This is a genomic window from Thalassospira sp. CA1 (assembly GCF_059052855.1).
In genome coordinates this window covers 265,048-291,158 of the sequence record NZ_JBZCIA010000002.1, presented here as the reverse complement: position 1 = coordinate 291,158, position 26,111 = coordinate 265,048, and the positions used below count along the sequence as shown (strand labels likewise).

Below are 26,111 nucleotides of genomic sequence, written 5' to 3'. Positions count from 1 at the left end.
CATTATGAGTGAACAAGTTCGCGCGTCGCACATTCTTCTGATGTATGCCGGTTCGGCACGTTCGACCGCCACCCGCACCAAAGACGAAGCCCTGACCGAAATCAACGCGCTTAAAGACCAGATCGCAAACGGTTCCGATTTCGCAGAACTGGCAAAAGCCAACTCCGATTGCCCGTCCGGCCAGCAGGGCGGCGACCTTGGCTTCTTCGGCCGTGGCATGATGGTTCCGGAATTCGATGCTGCTGCGTTCAGCATGGAAGTTGGTTCGACGTCTGACGTGGTTGAGACCGATTTCGGTTACCACCTGCTGCAGCGCACCGCATAAGCAATCGCTTCCGCGTGAAGCAAAACGTAGAGGCTGGCATTTCATTGCCAGCCTTTTTCTTTTTCAGACCCGCCTGTCAGAAATCGACAATCGGGGCATCAAGTTCGTATTGCCCCTTGTGATCTTCGATCTCCAGCACCCAGACATCCGGATCATAGCCAATTTGTTTGCGCCAGTATTCATCGCAAGCAAACTCGGTTTCGCGGCCCCCGTCCGGGCCACCGGCCAGCAGCATCCAGCCCAGATCCCCATCAAGTGTGGTCACCCGTGAATAGACAAAGCACCCTGCATCAAACCGGTTGAGCTTCACAAGCACGGCCCCTGCATCTTCGTTGCCCTTATGGGCCACCATCGCCGTAATCAGGTTCGACTGGCAAATCGCGATCTGCGCGCGCACCCACAACCCGGCTTTCAGACGCGGTTGCATCTATACCCCTTCCCGTGACGCGGTCACGTTTTCGGGCATTTGCAGGATCAGGTTGGGGTTGGGGCAGATACTTTCCCAGATATCCCATTCAGACGGCTTGGCGGCACCAAAGAAGTCCCCTTCACGCCCCAGCATGTCAAAGATGATCTGGAAATGCAGATGAGGAATCCAGTCGCCATTGATCGGGAAATCGCCAAACCGACACAGAAGGTCACCGGCGTTGATTTCCTTGCCCTTGTAAAGCCCTTCCAGGGATTCGCGGCTGAGATGACCATAGAGCGTATAGAACCGGATTCCTTCCGCCGGTTCATGCTGCAAGATAATGGTCGGCCCATAATCCAGATGCAGGTTGTTATCGGCAAAGCTCTGCACAACGCCGTCCAGCGGTGCAAAGACCGGCGTATATGCCGGTGCGAACAGATCGATACCAAGATGCTGACTGCGGGCCTCGCCATCGTTTTTGAACTGTTCGGACTGATAACAGATGCGGTCTTCGCGATAACGTCCAATGCCAACCGGGGCATTGGCATCGGCCAGTTGCTGCCACATGATTTCGGTCTGGCGTGCTGGATCGCTTTCGCCACCAATCACCACATCGCCGTTTGAAGAAAAGTCGTAAACGATCTTCGCGCATGTTTTGAGGTCGCATTCCATGACCGAGTGAAAAACATCTCGGTTCTCATCGATCCACGCACGCAGGCCTGCGGCTTCTAGCATCGGCTCCACGCCATTTGCAAAGCGGTCCTGATAGGATTGAAGACGTTGGGCAGCAGCAGTCGATCGCAAGGCGGTCACGGTAGTGGCTCCGAAACAGAAAAAGGCAGGGAACGATGCCCTGCCTTTAGCTACATTAATTTTTGCCTGATCGGCAAGCCCTGGCTTACCAGTTGGTCACTTCATATTCGCAGGACACATCGTCATCATCGGTGTCCGTCAATGCAACCGTCAGGCGGCGCATTTGCGGATTGAAGCGTTTGATGAAGTTCAACAGCAGCAGTGCTTCTTCGGAAAGCTCGCCGGCGTCTTCGTCATCTTCATCAATTTCGCAAAGCTCGACCAGCTCCAGGAACAAGGCACCAAGGGCGCGTTTGACGTCTTCGCCACCTTTAAGTCCGCCAGTTAGCTCGCCAAGGGGTGAAAGATCGATTTCGAGTTTCCGCAGGTTTTTGCTCATCTGGTCGATGGCATCTTCATCAAGCACCATTTCGGCCGCAATCATGTGCGTGCCGACTTCGTTGATGTTCATGAATCCGATGAACTCGAACAGGTCGTCTTTGGTGCGTCCGTCTTCCAGCAGCTTTTCGGTATGGGCTTCGAATTCTTCGAAGTCGATGTCGTCGCCAAGATCGTTTTCAAGATCGCTCATGTCGCTCTCCAATCAAAATTTGCGCTGCTGATACTCTGGATTGCGGGAAAACTCAACCCGGACTGGTGACATGACCATCTGCTATGCATCCATCACATTGCGTGGCAAACAATATTGCGAACGATAGCGCATTATCACTAGGATTAGAATAAATCTGATGGAACGGCTTTGAATGGAACCCGTTATGCCCACCTTCACGCTTCTTGATGTTGTCGCAATTTGTTGGGCGTTTGCCTGGTGGGTTGGTTATACGATTTTTGCCGATGCCAGTTCGCGACGCCGTAACTCCATCTCTGCCCATATGGCACGCAATCGCCATCGCTGGATGGAACAGATGCTTAAACGCGACATCCGGATGGTTGATACATCAATTTCCAGCAACCTGATCACCGGCATCAGTTTCTTTTCCTCGACAACCATTCTGGTCCTGATCGGCCTGATGGCGCTGCTGGGATATACCGACAAGGCGATTGAAACTGTTTCTGCCCTGCCCTTTGCCGCTGTCACCACGCCGGCTGTGTGGGAGTGCAAGGTGGTGTTGCTGATCGTGATCTTTATTTATGCCTTCTTCAAATTCACGTGGGCGTTTCGGTTATCGAACTATTGCTCGATCCTGATCGGCGCCGCACCGGAAGCCGACGCGCCAGATGCTGCCCGCGCGGCTGCACGGGCATCACGCATGAGCATGATGTCTGCCCACAATTTCAACCGCGGAATTCGCGCCTATTTCTTTGCACTCTCGGCATTGGGCTGGTTCTATCATCCGCTTGCCTTCATTGTCTGTGCGACCTGGGTGACGCTGGTTCTTTATAATCGGGAATTCCGATCGCACGCACTCGATATCCTGAGCGGTCATCACTGATCGGCACAGCAACGAAAAAGGGCCGCGTGTGCGGCCCTTTCTTTTATCTATCAAAGTCCTGCCTTCAGGCCGCTTGTGCCTTGCGGCGGATCGCGAAGGTCGCAACGATCAGCAACACCAGACCAACCGGCAAAGCGGCACTGTAAAGCAGCGTGCCCCATCCCGACCCGGCATAGATCGTGCCTGCCGACAGCGATGCAATCGCAACGGTGCCAAATACGCAAAATTCGTTGATCGCCTGCACCCGCGCCTGTTCGGACGGACGGTAATTCTCGGTCAGGAACGTCGTCGCACCGACAAACATGAAGTTCCAGCCAACGCCGAGAAGTACCAACGACACCCAGAAATTGCCGATCAGGTCCTGTCCGGCAAGACCAACCGCAAGACAGGCAAAGTTCAGGATTGCACCGGCCTGAATAACCTTAAGCGCACCAAATCGTTTGATCAGGTTACCGGTAAAGAAACCGGGCGCATACATGCCCACCACATGCCACTGAATGATAAAGGCGGCATCACCGAACGCGTAATCGCAATCAAGGATCGCAAGCGGTGTCGCCGTCATGACAAAGCTCATGACCGCATAGCCAAGCGCACCTGCAATGATCGCAACGATGACGGCGGGTTGACCCATTACGGTTGATAACGGACGCGCCGGTTCAGGATGCTTGTGCCCGCGCATATCGGGCAAGCGCAGCTGACCAATGGCAATCACCAACAGGAACTGCAAACCGATCAGGGCAACGAAGGTGCCAAGAAACGGGATCGTCTCAAACCAGTCCCGCGCAAAGCTTGCCAGGTTCGGCCCGATAAAGGCCGAGGCAAGCCCGCCCAGCATGGTGTAGGAAATCGCACGCGCACGAAATTCCACCGGTGCGGCTTCTGCGGCGGCAAAACGGTATTGCATGGCGATGGCATTGCCAGCACCAATGCAGGCACATGCAACACAAAGCAGCCAGAAATTGGCGTAGTAAACAGCGCCCATACCCGACACTGCACCCATCATGGCAATGGTCGCCCCCATCCAGAACCCGAATTTTCGGCCCATCTTGGCCATGACAACCGCCGACGGGGCCGTCATCGCCATCATGGCAATCATCATGAAGGCGACTGGCAGGGTTGAAAGGGATTTGTCACTGGCCAGCGAAAAGCCGATCACAGCGGCGACGGTGAAAATCAACGACATCGCGCTGGCAGACAACGCGACGCACAGACTCAAAATCATGATGTTCCGGCGAACTTCCGGGCTCGACATTTGGGGCTCCCTTCGATGGCGTTGGTGGCGCCGTAATAACGCGTTGAACAAAACCTGCCTTTGGCAAAGGCTTGCGTCTTGCTCTACAAGTTTGTCCTGTTATATTAAGTCTTCACCTTACGGGATAGTATCAATGCACGGCTTTGCCGACAAAAAGTTGAATACCGCCGAAAAAACTGCACGCCAGATTGGCGTTGCGGCGGTTCGTGCTGTCCCGAAAGTCGCTTTTTTCAAAGAGCGAACTTGACCTCATCCTGAAATTCCTTTTCTTGTGCATTTACCCCGCGTAAACATGCGGGTCCTATATGTGCATTCCTGAATTATGCCCGCAGATAAAGCAGAGTTGAGCCAACCATGATTGCCCTGACCCTTCCCGATGGTGCCGTGCGCGAATTTGACGGCCCGGTATCGGGTTTCGATGTCGCCAAAAGCATCAGTTCTTCGCTGGCAAAGAAGTCCTTTGCCATCATCGTCAACGGTGAAGTGCGCGACCTCGCGCGCGAGATTGACACTGACGCGACTATCGAAATCGTGACCAAGGGCCATGCGGAAGTTCTGCCGCTGATCCGTCACGATTGTGCGCATGTCATGGCCGAAGCCGTCCAGGAACTTTATCCCGATACGCAGGTCACGATTGGCCCGTCAATCGAGAACGGTTTCTATTATGATTTCGCCCGCGAAACGCCGTTCACGCCCGACGATCTGGTCAAGATCGAAAAGCAGATGCAGAAGATCATCGAACGCAACGAACCGATCGTGCGTGAGGTCTGGGACCGCAACGAAGCAATCAAGTTCTTCCTTGATAAAGGTGAGAAATACAAAGCCGAGATCATCCGTGATCTTCCAGAAACCGAGACCATTACTTGCTATCGCCAGGGCGATTTCATCGACCTGTGCCGTGGTCCGCATGCACCGTCGACGGGCAAGATCGGCAAGGCCTTCAAATTGATGAAGGTTGCCGGCGCCTATTGGCGTGGCAATTCGGATAACGAGATGCTTCAGCGTATCTATGGCACCTGCTGGGAAAGCAAGGAAGACCTGGATGCGTATCTGCACATGCTTGAAGAAGCAGAAAAGCGCGATCACCGTCGCCTTGGCCGTGAAATGGACCTGTTCCACATGCAGGAAGAGGCCCAGGGTTCTGTCTTCTGGCATGACAAGGGTCTGAAGCTTTATCGCAAGGTCGAAACCTATATACGTGATCGCCTCGATGCCGCCGGGTATCAGGAAGTGCGTACGCCGCAGCTTGTTGATCGCGTGCTTTGGGAAAAATCCGGTCACTGGGAAAAGTTCCGCGAGAACATGTTCACCACCACCCCGGATGAAGATGATCCCGAGAAGGTTCTGGCGCTTAAGCCGATGAACTGCCCGTGTCACGTGCAGATCTTCCGCCTTGGCAGCAAGTCATACCGTGACCTGCCGCTGCGTATGGCGGAATTTGGCTGCTGTCACCGCAATGAGCCGTCTGGCGGATTGCATGGCATTATGCGTGTCCGTCAGTTCATTCAGGATGACGCCCATATCTTCTGCACCGAAGACCAGATTGTCTCGGAAACCAAGATTTTCTGTGACCTTCTGAAGTCGGTCTATAAGGATTTCGGCTTTACCGACATTCTTGTGAAGTTCTCCGACCGTCCGGAAGTGCGTGCGGGTTCCGACGAAATCTGGGACAAGGCCGAAGCAGCCCTTCGCGAAGCGGCTGAAGAAGCGGGTCTGGCACTTGAAGTCAATCCGGGTGAAGGTGCTTTCTATGGGCCGAAGCTTGAGTTCGTGCTTCGGGATGCCATCGGTCGTGACTGGCAGTGCGGCACGCTTCAGGCCGACTTCGTTCTACCGGAACGTCTTGATGCATCCTACATGGGTGAAGACGGTGAAAAACACCGCCCGGTCATGCTGCACCGTGCGATCCTTGGATCGCTTGAACGCTTCATCGGTATTCTGATCGAAAACTATGCCGGTCGCTTGCCGCTGTGGCTGTCACCTGTTCATGCAGTTGTTTGCACCATTACCAATGATGCCGATGACTATGCCCATGAAGTCAAGGCAGCACTTGAAGCCAAGGGCCTGAATGTTGAGCTCGATACCCGTAACGAGAAGATCAACTACAAGGTCCGTGAACACAGCCATGCAAAGGTCCCGATGATCCTTGCGCTTGGCAAACGCGAAGCCGAAGAAAAAACTGCTTCGGTCCGTCGCATTGGGTTCAAGCACCAGAAGACGTTTGGCATTGATGAACTTGGTGATGCAATGGCGGCCGAAATCCGCGATCGCGTGATCGAAGCCGACTTCTGATCGACGTTAGAAACACAACCAATAAAGCCCGCAAGTTAAATACTTGCGGGCTTTTCTTTTGGCTCAACGTGACCTTATTCAGGCGGAAGTTTCGGTTTATCCGATGGTGGCAAAGCTGATCCACCTGCCCCGGATAGATTGAGTTTTGGTAGCCCTGTGCCGGTGCTTGCTTGTTGCGCACGCGTTTGGGCATAGGCCACGGATGGATGACGTGCATTGCCAAACACCTGCCCGATAAACCGCCAGATCTTTGGCACCAGCCAGACCAGAAGCAGAACAAACAGGGCAAACAGCACAAAGAAAACCACCGGATGGAAAGCGACCGTGTACAATGCGCCAAATACGGCGACATCCTCGGCGACTGAGGCAATGCTGTTACTAAACGGTTCAGGCGATGTATTGATTGCCGCGCGGCTGCCGGCCTTTGTAAAGTGGCTCCCGGCCGCAACCGTCCCACCAACCAGCAAGGCAACCGCAGTTTGAACGCCGTCGCCCATGCCGGTATCAAGGCCGCTCATGGCGCCTGCGGCAAGGAGTGCACCGGCAGGAATCCTGATGAAGGTATGAATGGCATCCCACACACTATCAACGATCGGGATCTTGTCGGCCACAAACTCGATCAGATAGAGGAACATGGCGAGTGCCAGTACCCACCAGGTTCCCAGAACCTGAAGCTCCGGCGGCAAATCAAGCAGCCCGAAATTGTTCAGAAGACCAAGAATAACCACTGTGCCATAGAGGTTTACACCACTGGCCCAGGCCCCGCCCATTCCCAACGCAAGAGTTTCAATTACCCCCACAGATTCCGCCCTTTCAAAGCCATAATTCTCACCAACAAGTGAACAGGAAAAACGTTCAGTTGTGATAAATCACACTTTCAGCGCGTCCCGACACACGTATTAATGCCAAACCAGATCACAGAAAGGTACGACGATGGACCGTAACGGTGAAACCCCAAAAATGATCAAGGCATGTGCTGTTATGATGATGCTTGCCACCCCGCCTCTGGCAGGCAACGCTTTTGCAATGGGCAGCTCGGACAGCTGGAGCTCGGAAGGCACCGACCTTTCCGCTGTTACGGAGCTTGTTGATACCGGTATGTACGACATGGCGATCGACAAGATTGAAACCATGCTCGAAGAAGATCCGGAAAATGCCGATCTGTACAATTACCTTGCCTACAGCCAGCGCAAGATGGGTGACTTTGACAGTGCCGCGCAAAACTATGAACGCGCCCTGATGATTGACCCTGAACATGTCGGCGCTCTTGAGTATCAGGGCGAACTTTTCCTTCAGACCGGGAAACCTGAAATGGCTCAGGAAAACCTTGCGCGACTGGAACAGCTTTGTGGCATGGACTGCGAAGAGTACAAAACGCTGGCCAGCAGCATTACCAACTGATCTCTCCCGTTTGACCGCCAAGAGAACCTATTCTTTAGGATAGGTTCTTATTTTTGCACTAACACGCCATATGTCTGTCAAAGTTGTACACAAAAAACAGGAATAAAGATGGCCGACGCGGCACTTAGCAAAAGTTATACTGTGGTTTGCCTGCGCAAGACCGGGAACCTGATGGAGCTCGAGCCGGTATCGGACTACAGTTCTGCCCTAAAGACTGCCAAGGATGCGATCAGCAGCAAAGGCAATTCTGAAGTACGGATCGTTGAAAACAAGTACGACCAAGATACCCGCAAGGAAAAGAAGCAGGTCATCAAGATTTTGACATCTGAGAACGCGGGCGGTGCAACGGGTGCCTCCGGCCGATCTTCTCAAAGCCGTGGCATGACGCGTGAAACGGCAAATAAGGCAACAAAAGGCATCATAAATATCGTCATCGCCGTAACGGTGCTGATCCTGCTTATCGGGATCATGGTTCCATTGGCCATGCGGTGATTTCCCTGTCTGCTGTGTCACCCTTCTGAATGCGATACCGCTTGCTTGCTATGTCCCTGATTTCCAAAGACAGCTGATCATCATCGTTGCATTAGCAGGAGTTGTTTTTGCTGGCGATGAAAGATATAACTTTCTGTAATACAGCGATTATCAGGTGAAGCGTGAAAATCAGGTTTGCGACAACAAACACTCCCCTTCGACGCAACTGGGGAAGAATAACTGCCGCAGCTATCCTGCCGCTCCTGACTGCTTGCAGCACTTCTGATTTTTCCGGTCTTTGGTTCGGCTCATCCACTGCGTCGCAAGAACTAAGTCCCCCATCGAACGAACAATTGCCTGCGGCGGAAAAAACAAGCTTCAACCGGGCCGCCTGTGGTTTGTTTTTCGGCCACTCGACTGCCGCTGGTACCGGTATGGCGAAGGATGGCTCCACCCCATCCGAACCGATTTCACTTGATCGAAGCCCCGAGGATAACTTCCTTCAGGCAATTTCTTATGACATGGACGGCAACTATGAAAGTGCGCGCAAACTTTATGTTTGGCTGACCGCGACGCCGCCCGACGCCAAGATCGATCTTGATTGCGGCCAAGGTGTGCGGCTTTCAGGCAGCATCAACAGCCTCGCCCAGAGGCGCCTTGTCACGCTTGATGCGTCATCCCCGGAATATGCGCGATCCAAAGAAATAGATGCCGTTGTCGCATCCGCCACCGTTGCACCAGGTCCAGAATTACCCAATCCGCCGCAGGTCGAACGTGATCGCCGGTTTTATGAAACCGGTGACGTCGTAGAGACAGAACCCGAAGCCCCCACCAGTCCCGTCGTTCGGATGGAGATGGAAGTCAGTGAAAACACGGCGCGACTGACACGGGTTGACCGACAGGCCGCCGCACCAAACACGACGCCTGCAGCAACGCCTGTCCCCGCCCCTAATAGAACCGACGGGCCGGCGACCAGTGGAACAGAAACGGCAGTTTCAAAACTTGCCCCGGTTGCCGCCCCTGCGCCGGTGCCCAGTCAGTCAGTGCAATCCGCGGCACCGGTTCGCGTAATTGCTGCGCCAACGATTGCCGGCGACGCAGCCTCAACCGAACATAAGGGTGCAATGGTCACCTCAAACGCGCGCCCGACTGAACAGGGCGAACTTGATATTGTTGACCGTAAACCCGAAGCACCCATGATTGAACTTCCGATCACCTCGACAGAGCCGGTGGCAACACAAAATGTGATGGTGCCATCAACCGAAAACTCGGCACCGGCGGAAACTGCAACCAGCCAAACCACGCAAAGTGATAGCCCCTACTACGCCGTTCAACTTGCAGCGTATCGTTCGCGCGGACGTGCGGAAGATGCATGGACGAAGTTCCAAAGCGCAGCGCATGGCATGCTGGCGGTCGCAGACCATGAAGTCGTCAGCATCGCGATTGAAGGCAAAGGTTTGTTTTTCCGCCTGCTGACCGGAATGTATGCTTCCTCTGGCGAGGCAACGCAGGCTTGCAACAGCTTGAAATCTGCCGGGACGGATTGCCTGGTTCGACGCGTTAGTCCTTAGACCGTTGTCTGGCGGATGCCGCCATCTTCTCAGACCGTATCAAGCCATCCGGGCGGGTTTTCCGACCGTGTCTTCGAACGAAACCGGGCATCTTTGCCAAAAAAAATTCGATCTTGGTGTTGTGCCGGTAATACCGCCAACGCAGATGCTGGATAAATCGCCGCGTTCGTTTTGATCCGGCTGCCAACAATGGAATACCAAGCGCAATAAACACCATGCCAAAAAATGGTGGTGGCAATGGCAGGAACAAAAGCCCGACCAGCAAACTGAACGCCCCCAACAGCATCAAAGCTGACGATTTCAAATGCTTGAACCTGTGCAAAGCCATTCCATCATTCAGTTCCATGGACTTTGGATGCGGATTATCGGCATGATTGGTGGTGCCGCCAAAAGAATGTTCAAAGACATTTGATCAAGACGGCAATTGCTATTGTCCTCTTCTGGAGTACATTGCAGGCATGAACGCAAATTCTTCTTCGGGAAATTAAGACATGTTCTCCGTGCTGAAATCAGACAAACCCAAAATGCCAACCGCTGACACCGCCCTTCCGGGACGCGACGAAGCATTGCCGGTTGCCGATGCCAATATCGTCACAGGCAATCCGATGAAGGGCCCCTTCCCGGATCATCTGGAAATTGCCGTCTTTGGCATGGGATGCTTCTGGGGGGCGGAACGCCTGTTCTGGAAAGCTGAAGGCGTTTACAGCACTGCTGTTGGCTACGCTGGTGGCTTCACCAAGAACCCGACCTATCGCGAAGTTTGCAGCGGCATGACAGGCCATGCCGAAGTGGTGTTGGTCGTCTTTGATCCTGCGGTGACGTCCTATTCAGCGCTTTTGAAGCTGTTTTGGGAAAACCACGACCCTACTCAGGGCATGCGTCAGGGCAATGACATCGGCACACAATATCGGTCCGTGATCTACACCTTTACGCCCGAACAACAGCAAGCGGCTGTTCAGTCGCGTCAGGACTACAACGCTGCACTGAAAGAAGCAGGTCAAGCCGACGTGACAACCGAAGTCACCGAGACACCGGAATTCTTTTATGCCGAGGAATTCCATCAGCAATACCTTCACAAGAATCCTGATGGGTATTGTGGCCTTGGCGGCACCGGCGTTTCCTGCCCGGGTATGTAAACAGCAATCCGACTGAGCGCGATAGCTTTGGTCCGTGGAAGAACGCCGGTCTTTAGACCGGCTTTCCTCCATATTCACGGCTCAGGTCGGCGCAGACACGGCGTATTTTAAGCCCCAATTGCTCTATATGGTCGTTTGGAATACGGGCCGCGGGCCCCGAAAGTGATAATGCTGCAATTGGCAAACCCGTTTCATCACGAACAACCCCTGCCACACACCGCAGACCAACCGCGTGCTCTTCATCATCAAGGGCATAACCGCGCTGGCGGCAACGCTCCAGATCCTTCTCAAGAGCTTCCTGGGTTATCAGGGTTCGTTCGGTAATTTTGGGCAACCCGTGCTTTGCCACGACCGAATGAAGTTCTTCTTCAGGCAAGAAGGCAAGCAAGGCCTTGCCAACGCCAGAGCAATGCATCAACGCCCGGCGACCGGGTGTGACGAGTGCGCGCATCATTTTGCGGCATTCGACCTGCGACAGGAAAATGACCTCGCCACCATCTGCGACAGCAAGATTAACGGTTTCACCGCTGTCTTCCATGAGTGCGCGCATATAGGGCCGCGCGATCTGGCTAAGATTGCGATTTTTGGTAAATGAATTGCCGACGCTGAAAGCCTGCACCCCGACGAACCAAAGGGTGCGCTCCCCCTCGAACGATACATAGCGTTCGTGCTGCATGGTGGTCAGCAACCGGTGTGCTGTCGAGGGCGGCAATTTCACCTGATGGGAAATTTCGGTCAGGGTCATCCCGTCTTCGCTTTCGGCAAGCGCGTTGAGGATACTTAACGCCCGTACCAGTGACTGGACTTGCTGCATTCAGCGACTACTCCCTGTGTGCGGTCGATTTGACCGACCATCATTGTCGTGTTCTCTGAATGTTAGGAGATCATTGCGCTGCTTGCACGGACTTTTGGCGGACCCAGACGAAAGTGGTGTACCCGATGAGATAGACCGTAGCTGCCCCAAAGGCACAGAGCGTGCCCAAGCCAAGCCCAAGAACAGGGTAACCAAGGGTCACGGCAAGGATATAAACCCATAATGCCCCCATTCCCCTTGGAAAGTTTCGAATAACCGTATGCACCGGTTCTGCCCCATAGGTGAAATGAAGGATCAGCATCATGGGATAGAGTGTGACGGGGAAACCTGACAACAATCCAGCCCAGCGCGGACCAATCCACGCCGCCATGCCGCTGATGACCAGAACGATGATTGCCGCCAGTAAAGCGCGAAGCAAAACAACACGCTTGGTCAGGCGAACCCGATTGAGAATACGGACATTCTCGATTTTACGGAAAAGGATCAGTGCGACAACGATCGCAACCAGCAAAATCACCGCCGCCTGCGTCAAGCTCATCGGTGCGAGCTGAAACAGCCAGGAGACAGACAGATAAGTGACAAACGCCCCAAGCGAGCTGAGCAGAATCTGTGGAAAGACAGGCAGGCGCACGCATTGGCGCGACACAATGAAATAGGCATAGAGGAAGGTTAAGGTCGCAATCAGGCCCGGTAATGCGTACACCGCGCTTTCACTTGCGAAGGCAACACCTTGCTCAATAGCGATGAAATACAAAAGGATGGCTGTTCCCAGCGGGTAACCTGACAGCACGCCGGCCACACGTGGCCCTGCTCTTTCTGCAAGCATCGAAAGCCCCAGCACCGTTCCGATTGACACGGCAATTTTGGCAAGGATCAGTTCCAACAGCTTTCATCCTTCAACGCAACTACGATGACATTTTATCAATAAAGTGACAGTATCGTTATCTCTTTTCACACCAAGGGGCAAGCGCAAACACCTGAGCACAAAACAAAAGAAGACGGGCACCAACACAAGGTACCCGTCTTCGTTTAGCAGATCGATATCGCCGTTTGCCTAGACGTCGACGTTCAGGCGGCGGCATTTTCCGCTCTTGGTGTTTGCACGATGACCCCACGCCAGCCGAGCCCCTGATAGGTTTCGTAACCTGGCGTCAAGGCGTAGGCCACAAGGGATCCGTCTTCAAGCAGATAGGCCCCGCGGGCAGGATCATCGACCCGCAGATTAAATGTTTCGCTGAGCACGCCGCGGTCATCGGAAGCAGCAAGGATCCGATTTTTTGCGTCGATCAACATCACCCGGGTACGTTCACGTTCTTCCGCGTTGAAGTTCAGCGATTTCACGATCATCGGCGCCTGGCTTTCCCAGTCAAAGAAGACCCCCAAAACACCAATAACATCGCCATCAACAGAACCGCCCCTGCGCACGGCGGTCGCATAAGTCGGGGTTGCGGCATTGTTTAACAGCGAATTGGCTGCCACATCCGCGACGGCATAATGTCCACCATCGCGACAGCGCAACGCTTCCTGAAACCAGCCCTGACCAGAAACATTTTGCCCCATCACGCGATAGGAGTCCGGGCGTCCATTGGCAATAACGTTCCCGTTCCTGTCAGCCACCCAAAGATCAAGATACACAGTATAGGAATCAAGGATCACACCGAGCCGTTCCGATGCACGCAACGCAAACGCAGGGTCTTGCAGATTTTCACAAACATCGACCACGGCCGCGTCGGTTGCCCACCAACGCACATCGCAAGATCGTTCGTACAGGTTGCGATCCATCAATTCGACAGAGTATCTGGCAAGGTCGGCGAAACGATCACCACGAACCGTCTGCGCTGTTTTCTCCAGATCGGAGGCAAGCGTCAGAAACATGTCTTCAAGTTCTTCGGTAATCACGTTCACTCGTTGCGAGATTTCCTTGACCTCGTTGGCAACAACACCAAAACCCCGGCCCACTTCGCCTGCGCGTGCGGCCTCGATCAACGCATTCAGTGCAAGGGTTCGTGTTGCCCGTGTAACGGCCTTGATTTCGGTAATTTTATCATTGGCTTGCCCGGAAATTGCTGTCGCAACCTGCAGAATTCTTTCTGGCATTTAAATAAAGCTCCCATATGCGCATCAGGTTTCCTCCTGGCTGCTGATCGCGTGCTTTTATTCGCCATCCATTCTGCTTGTCTTTGCAGCACTGATATCTAATAAGCCACTTATACCATTACGTAAATACAGGATTATACTCGCACCACACGGCTATCTCATTGGCGCACACCATTTCCACCCTAAAGCGAGTGGACATATCGCATCAAAACCATTGATCGATACACCGACAGTTAGCGCAGTGGGGTAAACTGCCGCGCAAACTGCTGCGATGCTCAGGCGGTAAATTCGAGGATCGAATCCGCAAGCAGCTTAATCCCGGTCAGGAACAACAGGCTGTAACAAACCCGGTAGAACAATTTGACACTGACTTTGTCATGCGCCCACAAGCCAAGCCACGTCCCGAACAGCGCGATCGGCACGAACAAAAGTGATGTTCCGAGGTTGGATGCATCGAATTGCCCAAGCAGCGCATACGGGATCAGTTTCACGTAATTGACGACAATGAAGAACATGACTGTCGTGCCGACAAAGATCGATTTGTCCATTCGCTGCGGCAGTAGATAAACCGATACCGGTGGCCCGCCTGCGTGGGCGACGAAACTGGTAAAACCTGCCAGTGCGCCAAGAACCGTACCCTTGCCAATCGTTGCTCTTCCCGGTGCACCGGTTTCCTTCCGGCCACGGAGCCAGTGATCAAGTGTAAAGATGATCGCGATCACCGCGATGATCAGTTTGACGGCTGCCTCGTTCAGGTAGCTGAAGGATAATGTCCCGACAAGAATGCCCAGCAGTGCGGCCGGCACCAGGATTTTCATGTTCCGGCGATCCCAGCGGTTGCGATAGGCCCAGACATTTGCAAGGTCCATCAGGCACAGAATGGGAAGCATGATCGCCGCGGCGACCTGTGGCGATACCGCCAACGCCATCAAAGGCACAGCCACAACACCGAGCCCGCCGCCAAAGCCGCTTTTTGAAACACCCGCAATCAAGACGGCGGGAATGCCTACAACATAGAAAAACGGATCCGAGATAAATTCCATCGGAAGTCCTTGTTATTTGGGGAATTCAGGGATCGCGGGCAACGGATATGGACGGCGCGCGCCCCTATTCTTCAAGCAGACGCGGCATGAGCTCGACGAAGTTGCACGGCCGATGACGGATATCAAGCTGATAGGTCAGAATTTCGTCCCAGGCATCTTTGCATGCTCCGGTCGACCCGGGTAACGCAAACATATAAGTTCCCATACACACGCCCGCAGTCGCCCGTGATTGCACGGTGGATGTGCCAATTTTTTGATATGATATCCAACGGAACAGTTCGCCGAAGCCTGGTATTTCCTTTTCGTAGATTGCCCGGTGGGCCTCCACCGTCACGTCGCGCCCGGTAACACCTGTGCCGCCCGTGGTAATGATCACATCGACATCCGGGTTTGAGCACCAAGCACCTAGCTGCTTGCGCAACGCCAATTGATCGTCTTTCAAGATTTTGCGTTCATAAACGTGATGGCCCTTGGCGATGATGCGTTCACAAAGAACCTCGCCCGAGGTGTCGTTATGGAGATCGCGCGTATCGCTGACGGTCAATACGGCAATATTGATCGATACAAAGGGTTGGCTTTCGTCAATACCTGCCACGGTTATCTCCATGTCTCGTAAAATGCTGTCTCAACCTAGTATGCCCAGACAGGCGTGCAAGCGTTTTCACGTGCAAGACACGCTGGCATCGCAACCCAACGAATCACGATAGAACAAAATCCGGCCGCCATTTGATATTTTATTAGTCTTGCGGGCTATTTTTAAGCTCCAACCCGCAATATTTTTGAGCATCACAATTTCTGACATTTATAATTTCTAAACAAATACGTATGAAAACAATCTCACCTTGTATATGATGAAAAAAAGGCAATTGGTATTACCAATTAAGGATATCTGCGTTACTTCACTTGCTGGGCCGCATTTTTACGCCTAGAAAAGCGGTAAAGGACTACCAATTTGGCGCCCTCAAAGGATGCGCCGACGAGATCGAAACGTTCGGCAGGAAACAGAGGACTCATGATGAGCGACTTTCTTTGGCAACCGACGAAAGAACGCGTTGAAAATGCAAACGTCACCCGCTTTCGCGACTGGGTGAATGAAAAGCATGCGCTTAACCTTCAGAGTTTCACCGAACTCTATGACTGGTCCGTTGCCGAGATTGAGCGTTTCTGGCCGGCTCTTATCGAATATGCCGAATTGAAAGCGGAAACATGGGGCGACCGCGTGCTGATCGACGGCAACAAAATGCCGGGCGCCCAGTTCTTCCCTGATGCGCGCCTGAACTTTGCCGAGAACCTTCTGGTCCGTGATGACGACACCGACGCCCTGATCTTCTGGGGTGAAGACAAGGTCAAAAGCCGCCTATCCTGGGCGGAACTTAATATTGCGGTATCAAAATTCTCGCAGGCCCTTCGCGCTGAGGGCGTTGGCAAGGGCGATCGCGTATGCGGCTATATGCCAAACATGTCTGAAACCGTGATTGCGATGCTGGCAACGGCAGCCATCGGGGCAACCTGGTCTTCCGCCTCACCTGATTTCGGCGTTCAGGGTGTTGTAGACCGCTTTGGCCAGATCGAACCAACCGTGATGATCACCGTTGACGGTTATCACTATAACGGCAAGCAACACGACATCCGCGAAAAGGTTCACGATGTTGTCGAGCGGATCGACAGCCTGAAAAAGGTCGTCATCGTGCCCTATGCCTTTGACGGCGCCAACACGACGGATATCCGCAATGCCGTCACCTATGACGACTTCATTGCCCCCTTCCGGACCGAGAAAATCGTCTTCGAACAGGTCGAGTTCAATCACCCGCTTTATGTGATGTTCTCGTCTGGCACGACGGGCAAGCCGAAATGCATTGTTCACGGCACGGGCGGAACGCTGCTGAAACAGGTTTCGGAACATATCCTGCATTGTGATGTCGCGCCCGGTGATCGCGTTTTCTATTTCACCACTTGTGGCTGGATGATGTGGAACTGGTTGATGGCGGGCCTTGCGGCCGGTGCAACCCTTCTGCTTTATGATGGCTCGCCCTTCTATCCGAGTGGCAACATCCTGTTTGATTATGCCGATGCAGAAGGCATGACGCTGTTTGGTACATCTGCCAAATATATCGATGCGTTGGCCAAGGCCGAACTCAAACCGCGCGAAACACACGATCTGTCCACTGTGCGTGCGATGACGTCAACCGGCTCGCCGCTTGCCCCGGAAAGCTTCGATTACGTTTATCGCGACATTAAGGAAGACATTCATCTGGCGTCCATTTCGGGCGGCACAGATATCCTTGGCTGCTTTGTGCTGGCTTGCCCCGTCCTGCCAGTCAAACGTGGAGTCATCCAGACCCGTGCCCTTGGTCTTGCTGTCGACGTGTTTGACGACGATGGCAAACCGGTCCGCAATGAAAAAGGCGAACTGGTCTGCACCAAACCATTCCCATCCATGCCGGTCGGCTTCTGGAACGACCCGGATGGATCGCGGTATCACAGCGCCTATTTTGACCGGTTTGATAACATTTGGTGTCATGGTGACTATGTCGAGCTTGATGACGATGGCGGCATGGTCATTTATGGGCGCTCGGATGCGACCCTTAACCCCGGCGGCGTTCGTATCGGCACGGCAGAGATTTATCGTCAGGTAGAAAAACTACCTGAAATTCAGGAATCGATTGTGATCGGCCAGGACTGGGATAACGACGTTCGGGTGATCCTGTTTGTTGTGCTCCGCGACAATTACGAATTGGATACCGCACTGATCGACAAGATCAAGAAGCAGATCCGCAACAACTGCACCCCACGCCACGTCCCTGCCAAGGTGCTTGCGGTTGCCGATATCCCGCGGACAAAATCGGGGAAAATTACCGAACTTGCTGTTCGTGATGTTGTCCACGGACGGCCGGTAAAAAATCAGGAAGCCTTGGCCAACCCGACGGCACTGGAACTGTTTTCCAACCTGTCGGAACTGAAAACCTGATCAAAACAAGCCCCGCATCTCGAAGCGGGGCTTTTTCGTGTCGATCCGGTTTTGCAAGATGCTCGACCACGCTGGTTAACGAATGCCGCTCCCGATTCCGCACTGCAACCATGCACATTTTTTAAACAGTGTGAACTGATGCACTTTTTTTGATCATGACCGATTGTTTGGTGAAAAAAAGTTCGTGCAATTTTCGGCCTTGCCAGTGATCAGAACGAAACTACTACTAGGTTATTGAATATATGAGACAAACAAAGTTTTGTATATTTTATGTGATCGTATGGCCGCGCGATATAACCGCAGAAAAAGCCTCGATTTTTAGCCAGCACCGCCTGTTCTAATGTTGCCAAAATTTTTTCACACTTGACACAAGGCGGCCTAAAATTTCTTAATTTGGCGGTCCGATCTTCTTCGGACGAATGGATATGCGGCTGTGCATATCCAGGGTGGCACAAAAGCTAAAAACAATGCTTTGCTAATAAGGGAGCTATCTTATGAAAATCCAGACGATCCTTGCCGCTGGCGCAATGACCGTTGCAGCCGTTGCCGCGCAGAACGCACAGGCAGGTGCCGTTCTTGACGGCATCAAGGCCAAAGGTTTCGTTCAGTGCGGCGTGAACACCGGTCTTCCGGGTTTCTCCGCTGCCAATGCCGAAGGTAAATGGGAAGGTATTGACGTTGACGTCTGCCGTGCAGCAGCTGCTGCAGTTTTTGGTGACGCAAACGCCGTTCAGTACACCCCGCTGACCGCAGCACAGCGCTTCACGGCTCTGCAGTCCGGTGAAATCGACATCCTGTCGCGTAACACCACTGCAACCACCACCCGTGATGCGAAACTGGGTCTGACCTTTGTCGGCATCAACTACTATGACGGTCAGGGCTTCCTGATCCCGAAAGCTCTCGGCGTTTCCAGCGCAACCGAGCTTGACGGTGCGACCGTCTGCGTTGAGCCGGGCACCACGACCGAGCTGAACCTCGCTGACTACTTCCGCGCCAAAGGCATGTCCTTCGAGCCGGTCGTTATCGAGAACATCAACGAAGCAACCGCAGCCTTCTTCTCTGGCCGTTGCGACGTTTACACCACCGATGCTTCGGGTCTTGCTTCCATCCGTACCCAGATGGCTGAAAATCCGGCTGACTATGTCATCCTTCCGGAAATCATCTCCAAAGAGCCGCTCGGCCCGGTTGTCGCCCAGGGCGACGAACAGTGGTCGGACGTTGTTCGCTGGGCTTTTGCTGCAATGGTTGAAGCAGAAGAGTATGGCGTCACCATGGAAAATGTTGACGACATGAAAGCAAACAGCACCAACCCGGGTATCCAGCGTCTTCTTGGCGTTTCACCGGGCATGGGTGAAGCTCTTGGTCTTGACGAAGCTTGGGCATACAACATCATCAAGCAGGTCGGTAACTATGGCGAAAGCTATGAGAAAAACGTTACCGCCAAGCTCGGTCTTGAGCGGGGTCTGAACGCTCTGTGGACCGACGGTGGCCTGCAGTATGCATGGCCGGTTCGCTAATCGCTAGCAAACCGACTGCCTAAACCTACGAAGCTCCGCCCCACTGCCTGAACGCATGGGCGGAGCTTTTCGTTAGGTGCTTGCTGATTTTGGATACAATCTACACCTGAGGGTCATATGAGTAAGCCTCAAAATGCCCCGGGGGATGTTCGTTCCAAGGGCCTCGTTGATTATCTCAATGACGAAAACGTCCGTGCGGTGCTTTATCAAGTCGTCGCAATTGGACTGATCGTTCTTGCGGGCTGGTACCTGGTGTCCAACACCTTGTACAACCTTGAACAACAGAACATCTCAACCGGTTACGGGTTCCTTGATCTTGAAGCTTCCTTCGAGATCAGCGAAACCATGATCGATTACAGCGCCCAAAGCGACTATGCGACGGCGTTGATGGTCGGTCTTCTGAACACTGTGAAGGTGTCACTGCTTGGGATCATTTTGTGCACGATTATCGGGACAATCTTTGGCGTTGCGCGCCTGTCCTCGAACTGGATCGTTCGCAAACTTGCGACTGTGTATGTTGAAACGTTCCGGAACATTCCGGTCCTGTTGCAACTGTTCTTCTGGTACGCACTTATTCCAAGCGCTTTCCCGCATCCACGCGACGCGCTGGAGCCTCTGCCCGGTGTTTTGCTGACGTCGCGCGGTATGTATTTGCCGGTGCCGGAACCTGATAACGCCTATACCCTTATGACCATTGCGGCCGTGATTGCCTGCGTTGTGATCTATTTCGTCAAGAAATGGGCCAAGAAACGCCAGGACGCCACAGGTCAGCCCTTCCCGATGCTTCTTGCCGGGATCGGTATTTTCGTCGGTCTCGTTCTGGCTGCCTATCTGGCAGGTGGCGCACCGACCGACATGAGCATGCCGGCTCTCAAAGGCTTCAACATTCAGGGTGGCTACAACATTTCGCCTGAATTCATGGCAGTTCTGATCGGGCTTACGGTTTACACCTCGACCTATGTTGCCGAGGTTGTTCGTTCCGGTATTCAGGCTGTTCCGAATGGCCAGTGGGAAGCGGCCGACAGTTTGGGCATTCGCCGTTCTATTGCGCTTCGCAAGGTGATTTTGCCGCAATCCATGCGTGTTGCGATCCCGCCACTGACCAACCAGTATCTTAACCTGACCAAGAACAGCTCTTTGGCTGTTGCCGTCGGTTATCCGGATCTGGTTTCTGTTTCCAACACGACCATGAACCAGACAGGTCAGGCGATCGAGGCCATCTCGATCTTCATGTCGATCTATCTTGGTTTGTCCTTGTTGACCTCGCTCTTTATGAACTGGTTCAACAAGAAAATGGCACTGGTGGAGAGGTAACATGTCAGAAAACGCAAAATTACCTCCTCTTCCGACCGGCACCTTTTCCGAGCGTGCCGTGGCATGGTCCAAAAAGAACCTGTTTGATGGATGGTTCAACACCCTCCTGACCCTTGGTTCGATTGCATTCCTCGTTTGGCTGATCCCGCCAATCGTCGAGTGGGCCATCATCAATGCGACGTTGGCGCCATCAATTGAGGCCTGCGCGGAAGCGACAGGTGCCTGCTGGGGGTTCGTTAATGCCAATTTACGACTGATCCTGTTTGGCACCTACCCGTTTGAAGAACAGTGGCGGCCGCTTCTTGCCATGATCCTTCTGATGGGCATCATTTGCGGTAGCCTGGGTGCGGTTAAGTATCCGAGCCTGCGCAAGGCAATCATTCCGATGTGGGTCATTGGTGTGCCGATTATTGCCATCCTCATGTGGGGTGGTGTGTTTGGCCTTACCTATGTCCAGAACAGCTATTGGGGTGGCCTGCCGCTGACCCTGATCCTGTCCTCGATCGGTGTGATCTTTGCCTTCCCCTTCGGGCTGCTGCTGGCACTTGGTCGTCAGTCGCACATGCCGGCCATCAAAACCGTTTCCGTGGTGTACATCGAAGTCATTCGTGGTGTGCCGCTGATTACGGTTCTGTTCATGGCATCGGTTATGTTCCCGCTGTTCCTGCCCGATGGGGTTACCATCGACAAGCTGCTGCGCGCGCAGATCGGTATTATCCTGTTTACCGCCGCCTACCTCGCCGAGGTATTCCGTGGTGGTCTGCAGGCCGTTCCGCGTGGTCAGTTTGAGGCTGGTGACAGTCTTGCGCTGTCTTATTGGCAGTCGATGCGTCTGATCATTTTGCCGCAGGCACTGCGTCTGGTGATCCCGCCGACCGTCAACAGCTTTATCTCCATGTTCAAGGACACCACACTGGTCGTGATTATCGGCCTGTTTGACTTCCTTGGCACGGTGAAGCTGGCACTGCGCAGTGACCCGGCCTGGACCAAATATTACGTCGAAGGTTATGCCTTCGCCGCGGCAATATTCTTCCTGATCTGTTTCTCGATGGCGAAATACTCCGCCTATCTTGAAAAAGAGCTTCGCAAAGGCGAACAAAGGTAAGGAGTGAGGAAAAAACAATGACTGTAGCAACTGAACCCACTACCGGCGCTGTGCCTCCTCCGTCCAAAGAGGATGTCATCACCGTCAACAAGATGAACAAATGGTATGGCAATTTCCATGTTCTTCAGGATATTGACCTGTCTGTTCGCAAAGGTGAGCGTATCGTTATTTGCGGCCCGTCCGGCTCAGGTAAATCGACGCTGATCCGCACCCTGAACCGCCTTGAAACCTATCAAAGCGGTGAAGTTTACGTCGACGGCATTTTGCTTGGCGACGATGTCAAAAACATCGAAGCCGTGCGCCGCGAAGTCTGCATGGTGTTCCAGCATTTCAACCTTTTCCCGCACATGACCGTGCTGGAAAACCTGACGCTGGCTCCGATCTGGGTTCGCAAGATGCCCAAGAAGCAAGCCAACGAACTGGCCATGCATTACCTTGAGCGTGTGCGGATTGCCGAGCAGGCCCACAAATTCCCGGGTCAGCTTTCCGGCGGTCAGCAGCAGCGTGTGGCGATTGCCCGCTCGCTCTGCATGCAGCCGAAAATCATGCTGTTTGATGAACCGACCTCGGCGCTTGACCCGGAAATGGTCAAGGAAGTTCTCGACGTGATGGTCGAACTCGCCAAGGAAGGTATGACCATGCTTTGCGTGACCCACGAGATGGGCTTCGCCAAAGAGGTTGCTGACCGTGTGATCTTTATGGATGCAGGCCAGATCGTCGAAATGGCTGGACCGAAGGAGTTCTTTGATAACCCGAAAAGCGATCGTACAAAGCTGTTCCTCAGTCAGATCCTGTCGCATTAATCGGCTATCAAACATCCGATCTTTGCAAAACGGCCCCCATTTGCGGGGCCGTTTTCATTTTTGTAAAAATGATCCTTGCCCAGACCCGCGCAATTGCCGAAACTCGGCCCAACACGTTCATCATCCGGATTGCCAATGACCACGCCTGAAACCAGCTCCGCGACCCATCCGACCTTTATCTCGGTTGAAAATCTCAGCAAACGGTTTGGCGACAAGCTTGCCCTTGATGATGTCAGTATGCATCTTCCCAAGGGCGAAACCATGGCCATTATTGGTCCGTCCGCCGCAGGCAAAAGTGTGCTGATGAAATGTCTGGTTGGGATTTACGGGGCCGATGCTGGCAAGATCCTGTTGGATGGCGATGATGTCAGTCAAACCAATGCTCCGAAACGCGCCGAATGGGCGGAACGCATTGGCATGCTATTTCAACAGAATGCCCTGTTTGACAGTCTGAAGGTTTGGGAAAATATCTGCTTTCGTCAGATCGAAACCGGCACTCTTAGCCGCAAGGAGGCCCGGGAACGTGCCCTTGATCTATTGGGCCTTGTCGGTCTGGCATCGGAAAGTGCGGATTTAACACCAAGTGATCTGTCTGGCGGCATGCAAAAACGCGTTGGTGTCGCACGGGCGATTTCCACAGATCCAGCGATCCTGTTGCTGGACAATCCGACCGCCGGACTTGATCCGGTTCTGTCGAACCATATCGAACGCATGATTGGCAAGATTGCAGAACAACGCGGGACCACAGTGATATCAATCACCAACGATATGCATATTGCCCGCACCCGTTATCAGAACCTGATGATGATGCATGACGGTAAAGTTTACTGGGCGGGCAAAACCAAAGATATCGATGACGCACATAATGCGCATCTGACCCAGATGCTGAACGGATCGTCACAGGGCCCGATCACCATGCGAACCGGCAAACGCGAAGACCACGTCTATAGCTAACGGCGCAAACACCCTGCCCCGTGCCGAATCTAGTTGGCTGTATAGACCGAAACGTCGGCTTCGCGGATCACATCGGCCCAAACCGGCCCCGGATGACGGTCGGTAAACAGAGCGTCGATTTCGGAAAGATGTCCCAGACGCACCATCGCACGACGACCAAACTTCGATGCATCCGTGCACAGGAATGTTTGGCGGGCGTTGGAAATAATCGCCCGCGCGACGCGCACTTCACGATAATCGAAATCCATCAGGCTGCCATCCTCGTCGACGCCGGATATCCCGACAATCGCGTAATCAACCTTGAACTGGTTGATGAAATCAATGGTGGCCTCGCCGATGACACCGAAATCGCGCTGTCGCACAACGCCACCGGCAATAATCACTTCAAAGCCCTGATTGGCAGCACAGATTTCTGCAACATGCAGGTTATTGGTAATGATCTTAAGGCTTTTATGACCCAGAAGCGCATGTGCGACTTCTTCGTTGGTCGTTCCGATATTGATAAAAAGAGACGCGCCTTCGGGGATATGTTGCGCCACCAGCTTTGCGATCTCGCGCTTGCTGCCAAGGTTTAGAACCTGACGGTCGGTATAGGCGGTATTTTCGGTGGTCGAGACACTGGCAGCTCCACCGTGATAGCGGGCAATTAGGCCTTCTTCGGCCATTTCATTGATGTCGCGTCGGATGGTTTGTGGCGTGACAGAAAAATGTTCGGCAAGGGTATCAATGGTCATAAAGCTGTTGGAGGCGACAAGCTCCAAAATCTCTCTACGACGCCGATCCAGTTTCCCCATGCCTCTCTCCTTCTGTTTTCAATTTTCATCTTTATTGGAAAATTTTCATTCCTGATCAAAATGCTTTCTCTTGAGCCATTTGGCAAGCCTTGTCCGCCTTAGGCAAATGCACGCAGGATGCTGGCGGCGCACTTCGTTAAGAGCAGAAAACAAAAAAGCCGGGTTTCATCCCCGGCTTTTTGCTTTTGACTTGGTGCATATCACGCCTTTTTGCGTGCCACGATCCGTTCCCGTACAGCTGGTTCGGTACCTGTCGGATCGACATCCCCCTCGCCAATCACAATCGCTTCTCGCAGCAAGGCGGTTGCTTCTTCAAGCTGTGCCTCGTCACGGGTATGGGCCAGGCAAATTGGTGTCTCGGCCGATACCGGCTGTCCAACCTTGATAAAATCGGTAAAGCCGACCGCAAAGTCGATCTTCTGATCCGCCCGCGTGCGCCCGCCTTTAAGCGACACCAGCGCAAGACCAACCTTTCTGGCATCCATCGAAAGAACACGGCCTGTCTTGGCGGCTGTTACCGTATTTATCATCGGGGCGGCTTCAAGATACTTGTTGGTGTTTTCGACAAAATCCGCAGGACCACCAAGACTTGATACCATCTTGCCAAAGGTCTCGGCTGCCCTGCCGCTTTCAAGCGCCTCTGTTGCCATACGCAGGCCATCGGAAACATCGGCTGCCACACCACTAACGGTCAGCATTTCTGCCGCCAGCGCCATGGTGACATCATAGACACGTTGTTCCTGGTGCTTTCCGGTCAGGAAGTCTATTGCTTCCTGCATTTCAAGTGCATTGCCCACTGTGTCACCCAGCACCTGTTCCATATCCGTTAGAAGTGCGACCGTGGGAACACCGTTGCGGGTGGCAACTTCGGTGATGCTTTCGGCAAGTTCGCGGGCACGCTCATACTCGTTCATAAAGGCGCCAGAGCCGAATTTCACATCCATGACAAGGCTATCAAGCCCGGCTGCCAGCTTCTTTGACAAGATGGACGCCGTGATCAACGGGATGCTCTCGACCGTCGCAGTCACGTCGCGAATGCCATAAAACCGTTTGTCCGCCGGCGCCAGATCGGCTGTCTGCCCGATAATGGCACAGCCAACTTCACGGGTGACCTTGGCGAATTCGTCAAGACTTGGTGTCGTGCGATAGCCCGGAATGGAATCAAACTTGTCCAGCGTCCCGCCCGTATGGCCAAGACCACGGCCGGAGATCATCGGCACGAACGCCCCGCACGCACCAACAATCGGGCCTAGCATCAGGCTTACCTTGTCACCAACGCCACCGGTCGAATGCTTGTCCACTACCGGTCCGTCAAGGCCAAGCGCCGTCCAGTCCAGAACCGTACCGCTATCGCGCATGTTGCGCGTAAGCGCCGCGCGTTCGTTCATGGTCATGCCATTAAAGAACACTGCCATGGCAAGGGCGGCAACCTGACCTTCGCTGATGCTGTTATCTGTGATGCCCTTGACGAAAAAGGCAATCTCAGCGTCTGTCAGAACTTCGCCTTCGCGTTTCCGGCGAATGATTTCTTGGGGCAGCATGTGCTGTCTCCTGCGCACGTGTCGTTAAATCAGATCAGACGCTTTGAAGTCACACGAC

The 26,111-nt window shown here is 53.5% G+C and carries 26 protein-coding genes; 13 read left to right on the top strand and 13 right to left on the bottom strand.

The annotated features are described in order from the left end of the window. Positions 1 to 4 precede the first annotated feature (4 nt). Entirely contained in the window at positions 5 to 325 is a 321-nt protein-coding gene (locus AC5Q5A_RS05415; RefSeq protein ID WP_063089685.1) for a peptidylprolyl isomerase, read from the top strand. Between the two features lie 76 nt (positions 326 to 401). Here AC5Q5A_RS05415 and AC5Q5A_RS05410 read toward each other — a convergent pair whose 3' ends face one another. From AC5Q5A_RS05410 to AC5Q5A_RS05400, 3 genes are all read right to left on the bottom strand, one after another. Further along, on the bottom strand, positions 402 to 752 hold the full coding sequence (locus AC5Q5A_RS05410) for a DUF1491 family protein (protein ID WP_493894607.1): 351 nt from the start codon (positions 750 to 752) through the stop codon (positions 402 to 404). Beyond that, on the bottom strand, positions 753 to 1,547 hold the full coding sequence (locus tag AC5Q5A_RS05405; RefSeq protein WP_493894606.1) for a peptidoglycan DD-metalloendopeptidase family protein: 795 nt from the start codon (positions 1,545 to 1,547) through the stop codon (positions 753 to 755). It lies immediately after the preceding gene. An 85-nt stretch (positions 1,548 to 1,632) separates the two neighbouring features. Then, the gene (locus AC5Q5A_RS05400; protein WP_008890721.1) at positions 1,633 to 2,118 is read right to left on the bottom strand and encodes a hypothetical protein; all 486 of its coding nucleotides are present in this window, start codon (positions 2,116 to 2,118) and stop codon (positions 1,633 to 1,635) included. A gap of 172 nt (positions 2,119 to 2,290) precedes the next feature. On the opposite strand from AC5Q5A_RS05400, the gene AC5Q5A_RS05395 reads away from it, so the two are divergent. Further along, positions 2,291 to 2,980, top strand: coding sequence for a DUF599 domain-containing protein (locus tag AC5Q5A_RS05395; RefSeq protein ID WP_493894605.1), 690 nt, complete (start codon positions 2,291 to 2,293; stop codon positions 2,978 to 2,980). Between the two features lie 64 nt (positions 2,981 to 3,044). Here AC5Q5A_RS05395 and AC5Q5A_RS05390 read toward each other — a convergent pair whose 3' ends face one another. Continuing rightward, the gene (locus tag AC5Q5A_RS05390) at positions 3,045 to 4,232 is read right to left on the bottom strand and encodes an MFS transporter (protein WP_008890723.1); all 1,188 of its coding nucleotides are present in this window, start codon (positions 4,230 to 4,232) and stop codon (positions 3,045 to 3,047) included. 354 nt (positions 4,233 to 4,586) lie between these two features. On the opposite strand from AC5Q5A_RS05390, the gene thrS reads away from it, so the two are divergent. Next, positions 4,587 to 6,524, top strand: coding sequence for a threonine--tRNA ligase (gene thrS, locus AC5Q5A_RS05385; RefSeq protein ID WP_493894604.1), 1,938 nt, complete (start codon positions 4,587 to 4,589; stop codon positions 6,522 to 6,524). Between the two features lie 74 nt (positions 6,525 to 6,598). Here the strand turns inward: thrS and AC5Q5A_RS05380 are convergent, their stop codons facing one another. After that, a complete protein-coding gene (locus AC5Q5A_RS05380; RefSeq protein ID WP_493894603.1) occupies positions 6,599 to 7,324 on the bottom strand; it encodes a DUF4126 domain-containing protein in 726 nt (241 codons plus the stop codon). Between the two features lie 133 nt (positions 7,325 to 7,457). Here AC5Q5A_RS05380 and AC5Q5A_RS05375 point away from each other — a divergent pair, with 133 nt between their 5' ends. From AC5Q5A_RS05375 to AC5Q5A_RS05365, 3 genes are all read left to right on the top strand, one after another. Continuing rightward, entirely contained in the window at positions 7,458 to 7,925 is a 468-nt protein-coding gene (locus tag AC5Q5A_RS05375; RefSeq protein WP_493894602.1) for a tetratricopeptide repeat protein, read from the top strand. A gap of 108 nt (positions 7,926 to 8,033) precedes the next feature. Next, entirely contained in the window at positions 8,034 to 8,417 is a 384-nt protein-coding gene (locus tag AC5Q5A_RS05370; RefSeq protein WP_493894601.1) for a hypothetical protein, read from the top strand. A 332-nt stretch (positions 8,418 to 8,749) separates the two neighbouring features. After that, positions 8,750 to 9,967 (top strand): SPOR domain-containing protein, encoded by a 1,218-nt coding sequence (locus AC5Q5A_RS05365; RefSeq protein WP_493894600.1) that lies wholly within the window; start codon positions 8,750 to 8,752, stop codon positions 9,965 to 9,967. Here the strand turns inward: AC5Q5A_RS05365 and AC5Q5A_RS05360 are convergent. Further along, positions 9,957 to 10,253, bottom strand: coding sequence for a hypothetical protein (locus AC5Q5A_RS05360; protein WP_493894765.1), 297 nt, complete (start codon positions 10,251 to 10,253; stop codon positions 9,957 to 9,959). The two genes, AC5Q5A_RS05365 and AC5Q5A_RS05360, sit on opposite strands and share 11 nt — an antisense overlap. 205 nt (positions 10,254 to 10,458) lie before the next feature. Here AC5Q5A_RS05360 and msrA point away from each other — a divergent pair, with 205 nt between their 5' ends. Then, positions 10,459 to 11,103 carry a peptide-methionine (S)-S-oxide reductase MsrA gene (msrA, locus tag AC5Q5A_RS05355; protein WP_493894599.1) on the top strand — a complete coding sequence of 215 codons (645 nt, stop codon included), beginning with the start codon at positions 10,459 to 10,461 and terminating at the stop codon, positions 11,101 to 11,103. 52 nt (positions 11,104 to 11,155) lie between these two features. Here msrA and AC5Q5A_RS05350 read toward each other — a convergent pair whose 3' ends face one another. The 5 genes from AC5Q5A_RS05350 to moaB form a co-directional block, all read right to left on the bottom strand. Then, entirely contained in the window at positions 11,156 to 11,917 is a 762-nt protein-coding gene (locus AC5Q5A_RS05350; protein WP_008890731.1) for an IclR family transcriptional regulator, read from the bottom strand. Between the two features lie 70 nt (positions 11,918 to 11,987). Continuing rightward, positions 11,988 to 12,800: a hypothetical protein gene (locus AC5Q5A_RS05345; protein ID WP_493894598.1), complete on the bottom strand. Its 813-nt coding sequence runs from the start codon at positions 12,798 to 12,800 to the stop codon at positions 11,988 to 11,990. Between the two features lie 185 nt (positions 12,801 to 12,985). Next, positions 12,986 to 14,014 (bottom strand): methyl-accepting chemotaxis protein, encoded by a 1,029-nt coding sequence (locus tag AC5Q5A_RS05340; RefSeq protein ID WP_493894597.1) that lies wholly within the window; start codon positions 14,012 to 14,014, stop codon positions 12,986 to 12,988. 275 nt (positions 14,015 to 14,289) lie between these two features. Continuing rightward, the gene (locus AC5Q5A_RS05335) at positions 14,290 to 15,057 is read right to left on the bottom strand and encodes a sulfite exporter TauE/SafE family protein (protein WP_493894596.1); all 768 of its coding nucleotides are present in this window, start codon (positions 15,055 to 15,057) and stop codon (positions 14,290 to 14,292) included. Between the two features lie 64 nt (positions 15,058 to 15,121). Continuing rightward, positions 15,122 to 15,652: a molybdenum cofactor biosynthesis protein B gene (gene moaB / locus AC5Q5A_RS05330; RefSeq protein ID WP_040823811.1), complete on the bottom strand. Its 531-nt coding sequence runs from the start codon at positions 15,650 to 15,652 to the stop codon at positions 15,122 to 15,124. 420 nt (positions 15,653 to 16,072) lie between these two features. Here moaB and AC5Q5A_RS05325 point away from each other — a divergent pair, with 420 nt between their 5' ends. The 6 genes from AC5Q5A_RS05325 (at position 16,073) to AC5Q5A_RS05300 (ending at position 23,718) form a co-directional block, all read left to right on the top strand. Then, the gene (locus tag AC5Q5A_RS05325) at positions 16,073 to 18,025 is read left to right on the top strand and encodes an acetoacetate--CoA ligase (protein WP_493894595.1); all 1,953 of its coding nucleotides are present in this window, start codon (positions 16,073 to 16,075) and stop codon (positions 18,023 to 18,025) included. A gap of 494 nt (positions 18,026 to 18,519) precedes the next feature. Further along, on the top strand, positions 18,520 to 19,542 hold the full coding sequence (locus tag AC5Q5A_RS05320) for an amino acid ABC transporter substrate-binding protein (protein ID WP_064789656.1): 1,023 nt from the start codon (positions 18,520 to 18,522) through the stop codon (positions 19,540 to 19,542). A gap of 117 nt (positions 19,543 to 19,659) precedes the next feature. Further along, entirely contained in the window at positions 19,660 to 20,856 is a 1,197-nt protein-coding gene (locus AC5Q5A_RS05315) for an amino acid ABC transporter permease (protein ID WP_210517560.1), read from the top strand. A gap of 1 nt (position 20,857) precedes the next feature. Continuing rightward, complete coding sequence (locus AC5Q5A_RS05310; RefSeq protein ID WP_063089713.1) at positions 20,858 to 21,961, top strand: amino acid ABC transporter permease; 1,104 nt, start codon at positions 20,858 to 20,860, stop codon at positions 21,959 to 21,961. Between the two features lie 17 nt (positions 21,962 to 21,978). Further along, positions 21,979 to 22,764: an amino acid ABC transporter ATP-binding protein gene (locus tag AC5Q5A_RS05305; protein WP_040823744.1), complete on the top strand. Its 786-nt coding sequence runs from the start codon at positions 21,979 to 21,981 to the stop codon at positions 22,762 to 22,764. 135 nt (positions 22,765 to 22,899) lie between these two features. Next, a complete protein-coding gene (locus AC5Q5A_RS05300; RefSeq protein WP_493894594.1) occupies positions 22,900 to 23,718 on the top strand; it encodes an ABC transporter ATP-binding protein in 819 nt (272 codons plus the stop codon). Positions 23,719 to 23,747: 29 nt separating this feature from the next. Here the strand turns inward: AC5Q5A_RS05300 and AC5Q5A_RS05295 are convergent, their stop codons facing one another. Both AC5Q5A_RS05295 and deoA read right to left on the bottom strand, forming a co-directional pair. Beyond that, the gene (locus AC5Q5A_RS05295) at positions 23,748 to 24,512 is read right to left on the bottom strand and encodes a DeoR/GlpR family DNA-binding transcription regulator (RefSeq protein WP_008890742.1); all 765 of its coding nucleotides are present in this window, start codon (positions 24,510 to 24,512) and stop codon (positions 23,748 to 23,750) included. Between the two features lie 200 nt (positions 24,513 to 24,712). Then, a complete protein-coding gene (gene deoA / locus AC5Q5A_RS05290) occupies positions 24,713 to 26,053 on the bottom strand; it encodes a thymidine phosphorylase (protein ID WP_493894593.1) in 1,341 nt (446 codons plus the stop codon). Between the last annotated feature and the right edge of the window lie 58 nt (positions 26,054 to 26,111).